A 14,001-nucleotide genomic window follows, 5' to 3' on the forward strand; every position below is an offset into this window, starting at 1 on the left:
GTTGTTATGAATAACGGGGCGATGCTTCAAGGTGAAGATTTCCGTGGTCGAGTGCGGGCCATGCTCGAAGAAGAGCTGCCGCAGGAGTGGGCGGGTGTCGGCAAACTCGATCCCGAGGCGGCCGACGCTTTCGCCGAACGCTGGCGAGGTGTGCTCTCTGAGCGGGGATTCCTGGCGCCTTCCTGGCCGACGGAATTCGGCGGTGGGGGCCTGACCGAGCTGGAGCAGGTCGTCCTGGCCGAAGAGTTCGCGCGCGTCGGCGTGCCGACGGGCGTGCAGAATGACGTGTTCAGCATCGTCATGATCGGCAATACGCTGCTTCACTGGGGAACTGAGGAGCAGAAAAACCACTTCCTGCCTCGCATCATCTCCGGGGAAGACCGCTGGTGTCAGGGCTACTCCGAGCCCGGTGCAGGCTCCGACCTTGCGGCGCTGGCGACCCGCGCCGTGCTTGACGGCGACGAGTGGGTCATCAATGGTCAGAAGATCTGGACCTCCGGAGGGCAACTGGCCAACTGGATCTTCGTGCTCGTCCGCACCAATCCGGACGCTCCCGTACACCAGGGCATCTCCTTGCTCCTAGTTCCTATGGACCAGCCCGGCGTAGAGGTCCGGCCGATCCGCAATATGGGTGGCGAGACCGACTTCAACGAGGTCTACTTCACCGATGCGCGATGCCCTAGAGCCAATGTCCTCGGTGAGGTTGACGCAGGTTGGCGGGTGGCGATGACCTTGCTCGGTTTCGAGCGAGGTGAAGCCGCCGCAGTCCTGCCGATCATGTTCCGCACCGAACTCGATCGCCTCTTCGCATTGGCCAATGAGAGCGGCGCAGCTAACGACCCGATCATGCGAGACCGTCTCGCCGATGCCTACATCGGGATCGAGGTCATGCGGTACCTCGGTCAGGGTTCGCTCGCGAAGTACCTCGACGGCCAGCCGCCGGGCCCGGACGCTGCGGTGTCCAAGCTGTACTGGAGCGAGTACCACCAACACGTCACCGAACTGGCACTCGACGTGCTCGATCGCGAGGCGCTCGTGGCCGAAGGGCGCCGTCCAACGAATGTGACGATGTTCCAGACCGACGACGTCGGGGCTCCGAACAGCAGCGCTTCGTGGATCACCACCGCGATGATTTCGCGCTCGGGCACGATCTACGCAGGAACCACCGAGATCCAGAAGTCGATCATCGGCGAGAAGCTGCTCGGACTGCCCAAGTGACGTCAACCGCCCATCGACTTTATTCTGCCTGCACCCCACATACTGAAGAGGGAAACCATGGATCCGCTGCTCGATGACGGACAACAGTCTTTTCAGCGCAGCTTGCGCAAGTTCCTGGAAGCGCACTGGGCCGATGAGCAGGTCCGCGCTTCGATGGAGGGGCCGAATGCCGCAGACCGGGCGACCTGGTCACGCCTGGCCGGAGAGCTTGGCGTGGCCAGCCTGAACATCCCCGAGGAGTTCGGGGGCGTGGGCGCTGCCCCTGTAGAGGGACTGCTCGTGGCCGAAGAGTTGGGCCGCGTGTTGTATGGCGGCCCGTACCTGAGCACCGTCGTCATGGCGGCGAACGCGATCGTATTGAGCGGTGATGACGCGATTTCTGCTGAGCTTTTGCCGTCGATCGTCGAAGGTACCGTCACCGCGACGCTGGCATTGGCCGAGAGCGGACGTGATCGTTCCGCAGGCGCGATCCCCGAAGCACAACAACGGGGTGAGAGCTGGACGCTGACCGGCACCGTCCGACGGGTCATCGACGGCAGTACGGCCGATCGTGTGCTTGTGGAAGCTATGACGCCCGCCGGCAGGTCGTTGTTCCTGCTCGACGGCGAAGAGGGACTTGAACGAATCGCTGTCGAAACGCTCGACCCCACTCGGCGGATGGCAACTCTTGAACTCACCGCGGCACCCGCGCGCCTGGTCGGAGCGGCTGGCGGAGCGCCGCAGATCGCGGCACATCTGCGCCCGATCGTGTCGCTTGCGCTGGCCGCTGAAGCCGTCGGGGGCGCTGCTCGCTGCGTCGAGACGACCGCCGAGTATGCCAAGATCCGCCAGCAGTTCGGCCGTCCGATCGGATCGTTCCAGGCAGTCAAGCACCGCTGTGCCGAAATGCAGGTGCGCCTCGAAGGGGCGATGGCCGGCGTCAGGCATGCGGGGCGCGTGAGTGTCCGGGGCGATGAGGACCTCAACCTGATCTCGTCGGTGGTCAAGGTGTTTGCCACGCAGTCCTACTTCCGGACTGCAGCCGACACCGTTCAGCTCCACGGAGGCATCGGCTTTACCTGGGAGCACATGGCCCACCTGCACTTCAAGCGAGCCAAGTCCCTCGAACTCCTCGGGGGATCCCATCAGGAGCACCGAGCGGCCATCGCAGATGTCGTCCTTGCGCCCGCAGGCTGACTCGGCCCCACAGTGGTTCCTGACGGCCGTCGGAAACCGCGGCGAGCAGCGCTCGGTCGAAGTGGCCGGAGCGGACATCGCCTATCAGGTCTGGGGGCCGGCCGAAGCACCGGTGGTCGTCCTAGTGCATGGAGGCGCGGCGCACGGCGGGTGGTGGGATCACCTGGGTCCTCTGCTCGCCGACGGCCGCCGTATCGCGGCGCTCGATCTGTCCGGCCACGGGTCGAGTGCCTCGCGGGACTCGTATGACTTCTTGACCTGGGCCGATGAGGTGCTGGCGGTCGCACGTGCCGAGGGATCGCACCGGCCGTTCGTCGTGGGACACAGCATGGGCGGGATCGTGGCGTTGACCGCTGCATTCCGGTACGCCGGACAGTTGGCGGGCGTCGCCCTGATCGATCTTCCGCCGTGGGTTCTTCACGGTAGGGTGCCTCCGAATGTCAACGAGCTGCCACCTCGGCGTCACCATGAGACACGGTCGCTGGCGAAAAGTCGTTTCAGGGCTACTCCGGATGACCCTGCCCGACTCGACTACGTCGTGGAGCATGTCGCGGACCGGTCGGTGCGGCGGACCGATCTCGGCTGGACCTGGCGTTTCGATCATGTGGTGACGACGCACGGCTCATTCCCCGACGAGCTCTGGGGCACCGACAGGAGCCAGATCGTGCTGATCCTGGCCGAAAGGGGTCTCCTCGAGGCTGGCGACGTCGACGAGCTCGTGCGCCGGCTGGACGGCGTCGAGACGCTCGCGGTGCCTGACTCCGGTCACCACATCATGCTCGACCAACCTCTTGCACTGGCCGAAACTCTGGAAGAGATCCTGGCCACCTGCTCGTTCGCACCGGAGAACAACCACGTGCCGTGATAGTGAATTCGCGCACACTGACCTTGAAGACGGCCCATCCGAACATCAAACTCTGCGTATGATTGTGAGAATGAAGCCAGTTGAGATGCGCGCCTTCAAGCAACGGACCCCTAAGGCCTCGGAGCGTCTCGCGCGCCACCTTGCGACGTCGATCGTCGAGGGCGAATTCGAGGAGGGCGCGCGGCTTCCGCACGAAGGCGAAATGTTGGCGCAGCTTCAGGTTGGCCGTGCGACGTTGCGAGAGGCACTACGCCTGCTCGAGGTGTGGGGTCTCGTCGTCATCCGGACCGGGCCTGGCGGAGGGCCCACCGTTCGTCGCCCCAGTAATGGTGAGTTCGCCGAGCAGCTTGCCCTGATGCTTCAGTTCCAGCAGTTGACCTTGCAGGACGTCTCCGATGCGCGTCTTGCCCTTGAGCCGATGATGGCTCGGTTGGCAGCCGAACGCGTCACGGCCGAACAGTTGGCTGATCTGCGTGATTCGATCGAGATCATGGAACGCAGCTACAACGATCCGCAGGAGTTCTGGACCCAGAACGCCCGCTTCCATTCGGCTGTCGCCGAGGCCGGCGACAGCCGGGTCATCAGCATGATCGTCGATGCACTGAAGTTCATCGGTGACGGTGCCTCGAGTGGCGTTCCATATGGCCCCGCCGAATTTGAGGAAGTCGTCAACGCCCACACCAAAGTCGTCGACATGCTGGAGGCCGGTGACGTCGAGGGTGCCGCCAGCGCGATGCATCATCACCTCGATGCGGGGCGGCGTTACATCCTCAAGAACAGCCCGGTCGCACTGAAGACCCGTATCCTCTGGCCCGAGTGAGCAGCGCCGCGTCACTCAGATGAAATTGCGTGGCACGTTGGTGAACCTCCTCTCGTCGCGCCGGAACCAGCCGGCTGAGGCAAGTGTTCCGCCGTCAACGCGAATTGTCTCGCCAGTGATCCACTGCGCGGCGTCCGAGGCCAGGAAGGCGACGACCTCACCGTTGTCCCGGGGTGTGCCGAAACGTCCCATCGGAACCCAGCGACCGATCTGGTCGTGATACTCGGGTGCGATGAGTTGATGCATCGGGAACTGTGGTGTGTCTGTCAGGTCCGGTGCTATCCCATTGACCCGGATGCCGTGCTGTCCGATTTCGGTCGCGAGGCCTGAGGTGAAGTTGACGACCGCGGCCTTGTGGGCCGCATAGATCGCGCAGTTCGGGACGCCGCGGAAGGCTTCGACCGATGAGACGTTGATGATCGATCCGGATCGTTGCTGGATCATGCCTGGCAGGACCATGTGTGTCATCCGAAGCACGTGCTCGAAGTTGACCCGGTAGATGTCGGTCCAGTCTTCCTCAGTGCTGTCGACGAACGGGCCCCATGGCTGGTGGTCGCCTACGTTGTTGACCAGGATGTCAACTCGGCAGGCAGGCGAGCTGGCTTTGATTGCTGCGGCGATCAGATCGACTGAGCTTGAAGTTCGTACGTCAGCCGTCACGCCGACAGCGTCCTGTCCGGCCGAAGACATTGCATCGACTGTGGACGTCAGCGATTCGGCGTCGTTGTCCACGAGTATCAGGCGTGCTCCCCGACGCGCCAGGGCGTCGGCGACGCCCGCGCCGATACCGGCAGCGGCTCCCGTCACCACGGCAAGGCGTCCGTCGAGTCGGGTCAGGTCATCGTTGTGCATCAAAGTGCCTTCCGGTTTGGGCGAGTGACTGGCGAAAATCCAAGAGACAGGGAATAATTATAATTATGACTATAGAAGCGGAGAAATCTCAACCAACGCCGTTCACGATCGACATGGCCGACCTCGACGGTGCCGTCGGCACGGAGCTGGGCCCGGGCCCATGGCTCGTGATCGACCAGCGACGTATCGATGCCTTCGCTGAAGCAACGGGTGACCATCAATGGATCCATGTCGACGTCGAGCGTGCTGCTTCAGGGCCATTCGGCGGAACAATCGCCCACGGCTACCTCACAATCTCGATGGTTCCGCTGCTGTTGTCGGGGATCCTCGAGGTCACGGGCCGCAGCAGCGGGGTGAACTACGGCATCGAGAAGGTCCGGTTCATCAGCCCCGTTCGCGAGGGCGCACGTATACGGATGCGTGGCAGGATCGCGGGGGTGACTCCCCGGTCAGGCGGTGTGCAGTACCGACTCGAAGCCGTGATCGAACTCGAAGGTTCGGAGCGTCCGGCCATGGTCGGCGAGTTCCTGGTTCTCGCCTACCCCTGACCGTCTGCTCAACGACCGGTGAAAACCGGGTCCCGTCGTTCCAGGCTGGCCGCGATCCCTTCTCGGCTGTCGGCGGTGTCCCATAGGCGTGCCTGTTCGGACGCCTCACGGTCGAGGGACTTCATGACCTGGTCGGCGAGACCTTCCTTGAGGGTCTCGCGGATCGACCTGACGGCCAGAGGTGCGCAGGCCGCGAGCTCGTGGGCGAACGCAACTGCGCCCGCGAGCTCGCAGCCCGGCTCAGTGAGCTGGTCCACAAGACCCACGGCCAAAGCCTCGTCACCCGACAGGCGGTGGGCAGCAACGAGCATCCGAGCCGCGACCTGGTCGCCCACGATGCGCGGCAGACTCACCGAGAGGCCGAAGCCCTGGTGGAATCCGAGGCGGGCGAAATTGGCCAAGAAACGTGAGGACGCTGACGCGACCCGGAAATCTGCTGCGCAGGCGAGCCCGAGGCCGCCTCCGACAGCTGAGCCCTGAACTGCCGCGACGACGGGGATCGGCGTGCTGAACAGTCGAAGCCCCTCGGCGTACAGCCGGCGAGATTCTGTGGCGCGATCAGAGCCCTCGGCAGTCGCCCCGAAGTTGGCGCCGGCGCAAAAATGCCGGCCTTGTGACGCCAGCACCGCCACGCGAGTGTTGCCGTCAGTGGCCAGGGCGTCGATCGTGTCGGCAATCGCGGTGATCAGCGGCCGGTCGAAATAGTTGGCGGGTGGACGTGCGATCTCAAGCACCGCGACGTGGCCGTCATGGGTGATGGTCAGTTCGTCGAATGAGGGCATGGTCATGAGGTGATCTCCGGTCGCTGGTCGTCGAGAATCAGTCGGGCAAAAGAGGGAGCCTGTGTGGCCGCAGCGCCCAGACGGACCGACAAGTCGATGGTTTGAGCGAAGTCGCCGCTCCAGGTGTGGAGCCTGCGGGTCAACAGGTGCAGCCGGTACTCGCGCGTCATCCCGATCGCACCGTGGGCCTGATGCGCAGCGCGGGCCGCAGTGACGGCGTTCTCATTGGCCACGAGCTGTGCTGCTGAGACGTCGAACGCGGCCAACTCGGGTTCGAGCGCGAGGCGGTCGGCGAGGGTCGTTGTCATGACCGCCATTTGCTGCAGTTCGACCACGTGTGCTTGCACGGCCTGGAACGTGCCGATCGGCTTGCCGAACTGCACACGCTCGCCGACGTAGCGCCGGGTCAGCTCGGCCGTGGCCTGGAGCGCCCCTGCGATGAGTCCGACCCGTAGGGCTGTCGCCCTGATGCGCAGGTCATGTGCTGAGACGCCCGATCCCAGTGCCACGGGCCCGACAGAAGAGAGCTCCACGGTGTCGCGTGGTTGTCCGGCCAGGTCGTAGCCGCGCCGGATGAGCGCATCGCCTGGCTGAAAGACCGCAGTTTGACCGTCATCGGTGATGACCACAATGCGGTTTACCGAACTTGCCCAGGGCACCTCGTGCATGATGCCGTCAAGCGTTCCGTCCGGCCCGACAGAGACGTTCGACTCTGCGACCGCGATCGAATAGCTCGCATCGGGTTCCAGGGCGATACCGGCCCGGGTGAGTGCCCAGGCTGCGGTTGTGGCCTCTGCGACGGGCAGATCCGCGGCATGACGACCGGCGAGGACGGCCACTGCCATCAGATCGGCGAACGTGCCACCAGATCCGCCGTAGGACTCATCGACTCCGACGAGGTGGAGCCCGAGTTCGCTGAACGACGCCCAGGCCGAGTCGGTGAGATCGCCGGGCTCCGGGGGTGCAGTGTCCTGGGGCCAGGTCTCGGCGAAAAAGTCGCCGAGCGCGCGGGACAGTTCGGAGGTGCTCATCGGCGAACCAGGCCTTTCGCGATCACTGAACGGAGGATTTCTGTCGTGCCGCCCCGAATGGTCCACGAAGGTCCCACAAGGATCGCTTGAGCGAGCAGGGCCTCCCACTGAACCTCGGACGTCAGTGACGGCGTGCGGCCGAAATGGCGACGGACGAGCGCCAACGACTCCTGTTCGAAGCGCGTCGCCATCTCCTTGACGAGCGCCGCTTCGGCCACCGGGTAGTTGCCCTCGTCGACGAGTCGTGCGATCGACAAGCTCATGCCGCGGAAGGTCCACAGTCGGGCCAGAATTCTCCCGAGGTCGATCTGTGCCGGGACGGAGTCACGGACGGAGTCGGATTTCGCCCATGCCTCCAGGATCGGCATGATCGACATCCAGCGGTCCACACCTCCGCGCTCGAGGGCAAGTTCGCTCGTGTTCTGCCCCCAGCCTGAACCGACGTCGCCGAGTCTCGTCGAGTCGTCGAGCTGGACGTCCTCGAAGGACACCTCGCAGAAGTGCTGAGTTCCGTCGATGAAGGGAATCGGCGAGACCGTCATTCCGGGGGTGTCGCGGGGGATGATGAACTGGGTCAGGCCGCCGTGTCGTTCGTCCGAGGTGCGGAACAGGCCCAGGATGTGAGTGGCCGTGGTGGCACCTGATGTCCAGATCTTGGTCCCGTTGATGTGCCAGGTGTCGCCGTGCAACACCGCTTTGGAGCGCAGCGATGCCAGATCGGATCCGGCGTCGGGCTCACTCATTCCGATAGCGAACGACAGTTCTCCGCGGGCGATCCCCGGCAGCAGGCCGCGCCGCTGCTGTTCGGTGCCGTTGTGCAGGATGCTGAGTCCGGACTGCCGGTCGGCCACCCAGTGGTATCCGACCGGGGCCCCACGGGTGAGCAGTTCTTCGACGACGATCTGTCGTTCGACGGCGGTTCGTCCGCCGCCGCCGTACTCGCGGGGCAGTGCCATGCCGACCCAGCCCTGCGCGCCAAGATCGCGTGAGAACTCGGCGTCGACATCGGCGCCCATACCAAGTCCTGGCGAGTAGGTTCCAGGAGCCAACCGGATGTCGAGGAACGCGCGAACATCGCTACGCAGCGCGCGCTCGTCCCGGGTCAACTGCGTCGGGGTCAGGTGGATCACGGGGCCTCCTTCGTGAGGCTGACTGAATGCAGGGCGAGCGCGTCGATGACGTCGTCGGTGTGCTCGCCGATGAGTGGAGCCGGTGTCGGGCAGGACTCCGCGGCCCCATGGAAGATGGACATGGGCGGGATGACCCGGTACTGACCAGCATGGGGATGTTCGGTCAAGGGCAGTTCGTCAACGAGATCTTGCAGGCTGTTGACCGAAGTCGCCGGAATTCCGGCGGTGCGGCAGTACTCGAGCCACTGTGCGGTGGTTCGCCCGGGAGTCATTCTCCGGATGTCGCGGTAGAGCGAATCGGAGTTGGCGATCGTGGCGCGCTGGTCTGCGTATCGTGGATCGTCTGCGGCGCCGGAAACGCCCACCTCGCTGAACAGCGCGGCATAGTGTTGCGGGCGGTACGGCAGCAGGTGGATCCAGCCGTCGCTGGTGGGGTGAGGACGGCGGTCGGGTGACAGGACCCGTGGATAGCCGGTTGCTGCCCGGTCGGGCGCATTGACGGGCGGTTCGCTGATGGCGCCTGAGCCGTGCTCGACGAGCATGAATGCAGTCATCGCCTGGTTCATGGGGACCTCGACGTGTCGACCCCGTCCTGTCCGTGCACGATCCACAAGAGCCGCTGTGATCGCCTGGGCCATCACCAGACCGCACACTTTGTCGGCGAAGATCGTGGGGATGAGTCCGGGTGCCCCGGTGACCCGCTCCATGATGTCGGAGACTCCTGTCGCGGCCTGGATGATGTCGTCATAGGCCGGTTCGTCTGCCTGTGGGCTGTTGAGCGCGAAGCCCTGGGCCTGGCAGTAGACGATGTCCTCGCGCATGGACCGCACTGACGCATAGTCGAGTCCCAGTCGAGTGAGCGCCATGGGGCGCATGGTCGAGACGACGACGTCGCAGGTCTTGACGAGGGCTTGGAGTACTTCGCGTCCGCGATCGGACTTGAGGTCGACCGCAACGGAACGTTTGTTGCGCAGCAGGTTCAGTGCGATGCCGGAAAGTTCTGCGTGTGGTCCTGGACCCATGACGCGGTTTGTGTCGCCGCCGTCGGCTTCGAGGAGGATGACCTCGGCGCCCTGATCTGCGAGGACCTGGGTTGCCAGCGGACCCATCACGACCCGCGTGAGGTCGAGAATCCGAATGCCGTGCAAAGGGCCGTGTGTCGGTGCGTCGTCAGTTCTCATCTGCTCTATTCGGGTAGGTGGACTCAGAATGTATGCTTAAATGTATTCATTGTCAACGATGGTGGGAGTGACGGCATGACAGCAGATCTACCCGGCAGGGCTATCGAGGATGCGCCGCAAGGGGTATCTCCACATGCCACATACCTCGCTCTGCTCGACGCCGAGATGCTGGTGTTCCAGGGCTGTCGCGGGTGTCGCGCAGCGGTGTTCCCGCCGCGCCAGCGCTGCTCCTTGTGCGGTGCCGACGAGTTGTCGTGGCGCCGGTCCGCAGGATTTGGGACCGTGTACTCGACGACCGTGATCCGCCCACGCAACGAGCCGGCGTACTGCGTTGCCCTGGTGGACCTCGACGAAGGATTCCGGATGATGTCGAATGTCATCGAGACAGAGGCCGATCAGGTGCACATCGACGACCGGGTCGAGGTGCGTTTCGCGCGCGACACGGATCAGGTATTGCCGCTGTTCGCTCCGGCCGCAGGAGGACCCCGATGAACCACGAACGCGAATTGCGTGGCAAGACGGCCATAGTTGGCGTCGCCGAGTCCGATCTGGGCGAAGTGGGTCCTGGCGTGACGGCGCTCGATCTGGCGGCCCAGGCCGCCTATCGGGCACTCGATGACGCCGGACTGACCGTCAAGGACGTCGACGGGCTGTTCGCCCACTCGGCGTTCTTCGCGATGCCGACGGTCACCCTGGGTGAGCACCTAGGAATCCGACCGCGTTTCAGTGATGCGACGGCGACCGGGGGCAGCTCATTCCTCGCCCATGTGCGTCATGCGTCGGCTGCGATCGCTGCGGGACTGTGCGAGGTTGCGCTGATCGTCTACGGGAGCAATCAGCGATCCGCGTCCGGTGGCCTGATCGCCTCGGGGCAGTCGCTGATCCCGTCGTACGAGACTCCATTCAAGCCACGTCTGCCGGTCTCGGCCTATGCGCTTGCTGCGGCGCGTCACATGCATCAGTTCGGAACCACTCGAGCGCACCTGGCCGAGGTCGCCGTTGCTGCGCGTCGTTGGGCACAGCTCAATCCGGCTGCGTTCGAGCGGGGAGATCTCACGATCGACGATGTGCTGGGATCGCGGATGGTTTCGTCGCCGTTGACGGTGCGTGACTGCTGCCTGGTGACCGACGGCGGTGGCGCCATCGTGATCACGTCGGCCGAGCGGGCCCGCGATCTGCGGCACAAGCCCGTCTTCTATTTGGGCGGTGCCGAGGCGCAATGGCACATGAACATCTCCCAGCTGCCGGATCTGACCGTCACTGCGGCATCGGAATCTGGGCCCCGGGCATTCGACCTAGCGGGCCTGCGGCCCAGTGATGTCGACGTCGTCCAGTTGTACGACGCTTTCACGATCAACGTGCTGCTCTTCCTGGAGGATCTCGGATTCTGCGCGAAGGGCGAGGCGGGTGACTTCGTGAGCGCCGGAGGCATTGCCCCTGGGGGGCATCTTCCGGTCAACACGAATGGCGGCGGACTTTCGTACTGCCATCCGGGTATGTATGGCATCTTCTTGCTGATCGAGGCCGCACGGCAGATTCGGGGGACGGCTGACCAGCGTCAGGTCCCCGACGCCCACGTGGCACTCGCGCACGGCAATGGTGGCATGCTGTCGAGTCAGGTGACGGTTTTGCTTGGCGACGAGTCGGTGCTCTGAGGGGGTTTGGCCACATGAGCGCAGAGTCCACGGCGGGCGGGGATGCGTCCTGTCTGACCCGGATCCGCCAGCTCATCCTGACTGGCGTCCTGCTGCCGGGGGAGAAGGTCAATCAGGCTGATCTCGCGCAGCGCCTCGGTGTGAGCCGCGTGCCGGTGCGCGAGGCGCTGGCCTCATTGAGATCAGAAGGGCTGGTCGAGTCGCGGACCAACACGGGGTTCACGGTGGTGCGTCCGACGGTCGAGGACTTGGTCGAGATCTATCTCATGCGTGGCCTGCTCGAAAGTGCGCTGCTCGAGAGCGTCGATCTTGAACTGGTCGACGTCGAGGAACTGCGGCGGCTCAATCGGCGGCTGGGCAGCCTTGATCCCGTGGCCGACTTCGCGGCATATCGCGAGGCCAATGAGCGCTTTCACTTCGCGATCTTTGAGCATTCGCCCCAGCGAATGGTGCGACGCCAGGTCGAACAGTTGTGGACGTTGTCGGAGTTCTACCGGTCGATCTACATTCGCGGTGTCGGTGCGCATGAGCGTGTCATCGACGACCATGAGCGGATCATCGACGCGATCGCCCGCGCGGACCGTGACGAGCTCATCGCCATGAGCAATGAGCATCGGTCCGAGACCGAGGCCTGGATGGCGCAGGTGCTCGGACGGCGCTGATGCTCACCGCTGCGGTTGCAGAGATCAGCGCCTTCCGATTGCGGCGATGACCTCTGCCGACGTGGTGAGGGTGGCGAGTGCCGCAAGGATGTGCTGGAACGTGAACTCCTGGATCTCGGGCGTCGTCGCAGCAGTGGCATCTTCGGCTATGACAACTGGGAGACCGCGATTGACGGCTTCGACCGTCGTGCCGGGGATGGCGACGTTGGTCGAGATCCCGGCCAGCACCACGGTGTCGACACCGCGCTCGCGCAGGGCCGCTCCCAGGCCGCTGCGGAAGAAGGACGTCATGCCGGTCCGCCGTGGGAACACCAGATCGCCATCGTGTGGGGTGAGACCTGGGTGGATCTCGGGCATTGGCGTGCCTTCCCTGAATTCGCCGCGCCGTTGCGTGTGAACGGCCAAGGGGGACGAGAGATCAAAGCCGGCGAAGTCTGCGGCTGGATTGATCGTCGCGTGGGCAACGGGCAGACCCGCGGCCCGGAAGGTGTCGGCCAGCGCGCTGATCCGTCTGACGATGCCGCGCTCTTCGGCCTGCTGAGCCAGCGATTCCATGGTGGTCGCGAATTCGGGGTTGATCAGACCGTTCTGGCACTCCGAGATCAGGAGGACGGGATGGCGGCCGGCGCCGAGCCAGCGGTCGATGTTCATGCGTCCTCCTGTTGTCCGCGGGCAGCTTCATGCTTGTCGAGCCAGCCTCCGGGCGTCCGGCCCTCGAGTTGCAGCAGTCGATGGGTGATCTGCCAGCTCGCCCCGTCGTGCTTCAAGGTGTCGCGGTACCGCCCCCAGTGGTCGGGACCGGCGTCGGTGATGGCCAGGAAGTAGGACGTCGTGCGGGCGGCGCCCGGACCGGTGAGTTCGATGTTGATGCTGGAGAGGTGGTGACGCAGGGCAGGGCTGGTCATGTGGTGTCGGATGCTTCGTCCGGCTCGCTCGAAATAGCCGCGGATCTCGTCGCGTCCCGTGCAGGCGGGGTCTCCGGTCGCCTCCATGACTGCGTCGGGCGCGAAGAGTTCGAGCATGCGTGCGGTGCGGCCCCCATCGGCGCACTGTACGTATTCGATCAGCAGGGAGCGGATTTCCTCGCGGGCGATTGCGTCGTCTTCAGTCATGAGGCTCCTAGTTACTCGGCGAAGTATGCTAATTATAGTACTAATAATTTACCTACTTTGCGATAGCGAGACGACCATGCATATCGGCATCATGATGTTCTCCACCGATCAGACGGTGCAGCCCGCCCCATTGGCCCGAATGATTGCCGAGCGTGGCTTCGAGGCGATGTTCCTACCCGAGCACAGCCACATTCCGCTGGCCCGGACCACGCCGTATCCGCGTGGAGGGGACCTGCCTCCGGAGTACTACCGCACGCACGACATGTTCGTGGGGCTCGCCGCGGCCGCGGTGGCGGCTCCGACGCTGACCTTCGGTACCGGGATCACGGTCGTGCCGCAGCACGATCCCATCTATCTGGCCAAGCAGGTCGCAAGCCTCGACCACATCGCACAAGGGCAGCTGATCTTCGGTATCGGGTTCGGCTGGAACCAGGACGAGATCGAGGATCATGGCGTGGAGTACAAGAAGCGCCGGGCGGTTGCACGCGAGAAGATGCTCGCAGTGCGACAGCTCTGGACCGAAGAGGTGGCGTCGTTTGAAGGCGAGTACGTCAACTTCGGGCCGTCGTACATGTGGCCCAAGCCGCTTCAGCAGCCTGGCCCGCCGGTCGTGGTGGGCGGCGCAGCTGGTCCCAAGCTGTTCTCCCATATCGCCGAGTACGCCGATGGCTGGGCGCCCATCGGGCCCCGCACGATCATGGAGGGTCTGCCCCTGTTGCAGAAGGCGTTCGAGGACGCCGACCGTGATCCGGCGAGCATCCGGCTGCATGCATTCGACAGTCGCAGCGAGCCCAGCCTGGTCGAGCACTATGCAAGCCTCGGGGTCGAGCGCATGGTCATCAACGTTGCGCCGCATGACGCTGACGGTTTGGCCCGGACGCTCGATGGGCTGGCACCTCTCGTGGATCTGGTCCGTTAGGCGGCAGTGGCAACAGGGCCTCGGAACGCCTGTGTTCCGAGGCCCTGGTG

The 14,001-nt window shown here is 64.5% G+C and carries 16 protein-coding genes; 9 read left to right on the forward strand and 7 right to left on the reverse strand.

What is annotated here, in order from left to right; genetic code table 11:
• The first annotated feature begins 6 nt into the window (after positions 1-6).
• The 4 genes from ACXJKC_RS15515 (at position 7) to ACXJKC_RS15530 (ending at position 4,079) form a co-directional block, all read left to right on the forward strand.
• Positions 7-1,218, forward strand: coding sequence for an acyl-CoA dehydrogenase family protein (locus ACXJKC_RS15515; RefSeq protein ID WP_456697644.1), 1,212 nt, complete (start codon positions 7-9; stop codon positions 1,216-1,218).
• A 57-nt stretch (positions 1,219-1,275) separates the two neighbouring features.
• Entirely contained in the window at positions 1,276-2,394 is a 1,119-nt protein-coding gene (locus ACXJKC_RS15520) for an acyl-CoA dehydrogenase family protein (protein ID WP_456697645.1), read from the forward strand.
• Positions 2,369-3,259, forward strand: coding sequence for an alpha/beta fold hydrolase (locus tag ACXJKC_RS15525; RefSeq protein WP_456697646.1), 891 nt, complete (start codon positions 2,369-2,371; stop codon positions 3,257-3,259). The genes ACXJKC_RS15520 and ACXJKC_RS15525 overlap by 26 nt, the downstream gene beginning before the upstream one ends.
• 70 nt (positions 3,260-3,329) lie before the next feature.
• Entirely contained in the window at positions 3,330-4,079 is a 750-nt protein-coding gene (locus tag ACXJKC_RS15530) for a FadR/GntR family transcriptional regulator (RefSeq protein WP_456697647.1), read from the forward strand.
• A gap of 15 nt (positions 4,080-4,094) precedes the next feature.
• On the opposite strand, the gene ACXJKC_RS15535 is transcribed toward ACXJKC_RS15530, so the two are convergent.
• Entirely contained in the window at positions 4,095-4,931 is an 837-nt protein-coding gene (locus tag ACXJKC_RS15535; RefSeq protein ID WP_456697648.1) for an SDR family NAD(P)-dependent oxidoreductase, read from the reverse strand.
• A 65-nt stretch (positions 4,932-4,996) separates the two neighbouring features.
• On the opposite strand from ACXJKC_RS15535, the gene ACXJKC_RS15540 reads away from it, so the two are divergent.
• Entirely contained in the window at positions 4,997-5,479 is a 483-nt protein-coding gene (locus ACXJKC_RS15540) for a MaoC family dehydratase (RefSeq protein WP_456697649.1), read from the forward strand.
• An 8-nt stretch (positions 5,480-5,487) separates the two neighbouring features.
• Here the strand turns inward: ACXJKC_RS15540 and ACXJKC_RS15545 are convergent, their stop codons facing one another.
• Genes ACXJKC_RS15545 through ACXJKC_RS15560 form a run of 4 tightly spaced genes read right to left on the reverse strand, consistent with a single transcriptional unit; the run spans position 5,488 to position 9,603 of the window.
• Entirely contained in the window at positions 5,488-6,267 is a 780-nt protein-coding gene (locus ACXJKC_RS15545) for an enoyl-CoA hydratase/isomerase family protein (RefSeq protein WP_456697650.1), read from the reverse strand.
• Positions 6,264-7,292: an acyl-CoA dehydrogenase family protein gene (locus tag ACXJKC_RS15550; RefSeq protein ID WP_456697651.1), complete on the reverse strand. Its 1,029-nt coding sequence runs from the start codon at positions 7,290-7,292 to the stop codon at positions 6,264-6,266. The genes ACXJKC_RS15545 and ACXJKC_RS15550 overlap by 4 nt, the downstream gene beginning before the upstream one ends.
• Complete coding sequence (locus tag ACXJKC_RS15555) at positions 7,289-8,422, reverse strand: acyl-CoA dehydrogenase family protein (RefSeq protein ID WP_456697652.1); 1,134 nt, start codon at positions 8,420-8,422, stop codon at positions 7,289-7,291. The genes ACXJKC_RS15550 and ACXJKC_RS15555 overlap by 4 nt, the downstream gene beginning before the upstream one ends.
• Complete coding sequence (locus ACXJKC_RS15560) at positions 8,419-9,603, reverse strand: CaiB/BaiF CoA transferase family protein (protein ID WP_456697653.1); 1,185 nt, start codon at positions 9,601-9,603, stop codon at positions 8,419-8,421. Before ACXJKC_RS15560 ends, ACXJKC_RS15555 begins: the two co-directional genes overlap by 4 nt.
• Before the next feature lie 75 nt (positions 9,604-9,678).
• Between ACXJKC_RS15560 and ACXJKC_RS15565 the strand changes: the two genes are divergently transcribed.
• Genes ACXJKC_RS15565 through ACXJKC_RS15575 form a run of 3 tightly spaced genes read left to right on the forward strand, consistent with a single transcriptional unit; the run spans position 9,679 to position 11,920 of the window.
• Entirely contained in the window at positions 9,679-10,095 is a 417-nt protein-coding gene (locus tag ACXJKC_RS15565) for a Zn-ribbon domain-containing OB-fold protein (RefSeq protein WP_456697654.1), read from the forward strand.
• A complete protein-coding gene (locus tag ACXJKC_RS15570) occupies positions 10,092-11,258 on the forward strand; it encodes a thiolase (protein WP_456697655.1) in 1,167 nt (388 codons plus the stop codon). Before ACXJKC_RS15565 ends, ACXJKC_RS15570 begins: the two co-directional genes overlap by 4 nt.
• Before the next feature lie 14 nt (positions 11,259-11,272).
• Positions 11,273-11,920: a GntR family transcriptional regulator gene (locus ACXJKC_RS15575; RefSeq protein WP_456697656.1), complete on the forward strand. Its 648-nt coding sequence runs from the start codon at positions 11,273-11,275 to the stop codon at positions 11,918-11,920.
• A gap of 24 nt (positions 11,921-11,944) precedes the next feature.
• On the opposite strand, the gene ACXJKC_RS15580 is transcribed toward ACXJKC_RS15575, so the two are convergent.
• Together ACXJKC_RS15580 and ACXJKC_RS15585 are read right to left on the reverse strand one after the other, a co-directional pair.
• Positions 11,945-12,571: a cysteine hydrolase family protein gene (locus ACXJKC_RS15580; RefSeq protein WP_456697657.1), complete on the reverse strand. Its 627-nt coding sequence runs from the start codon at positions 12,569-12,571 to the stop codon at positions 11,945-11,947.
• The gene (locus tag ACXJKC_RS15585; RefSeq protein WP_456697658.1) at positions 12,568-13,032 is read right to left on the reverse strand and encodes a nuclear transport factor 2 family protein; all 465 of its coding nucleotides are present in this window, start codon (positions 13,030-13,032) and stop codon (positions 12,568-12,570) included. The genes ACXJKC_RS15580 and ACXJKC_RS15585 overlap by 4 nt, the downstream gene beginning before the upstream one ends.
• 76 nt (positions 13,033-13,108) lie before the next feature.
• Between ACXJKC_RS15585 and ACXJKC_RS15590 the strand changes: the two genes are divergently transcribed.
• A complete protein-coding gene (locus tag ACXJKC_RS15590; RefSeq protein WP_456697659.1) occupies positions 13,109-13,951 on the forward strand; it encodes a TIGR03619 family F420-dependent LLM class oxidoreductase in 843 nt (280 codons plus the stop codon).
• The last annotated feature ends 50 nt before the right edge of the window (positions 13,952-14,001 follow it).

It is taken from the genome of Aeromicrobium sp. P5_D10, from assembly GCF_054049535.1.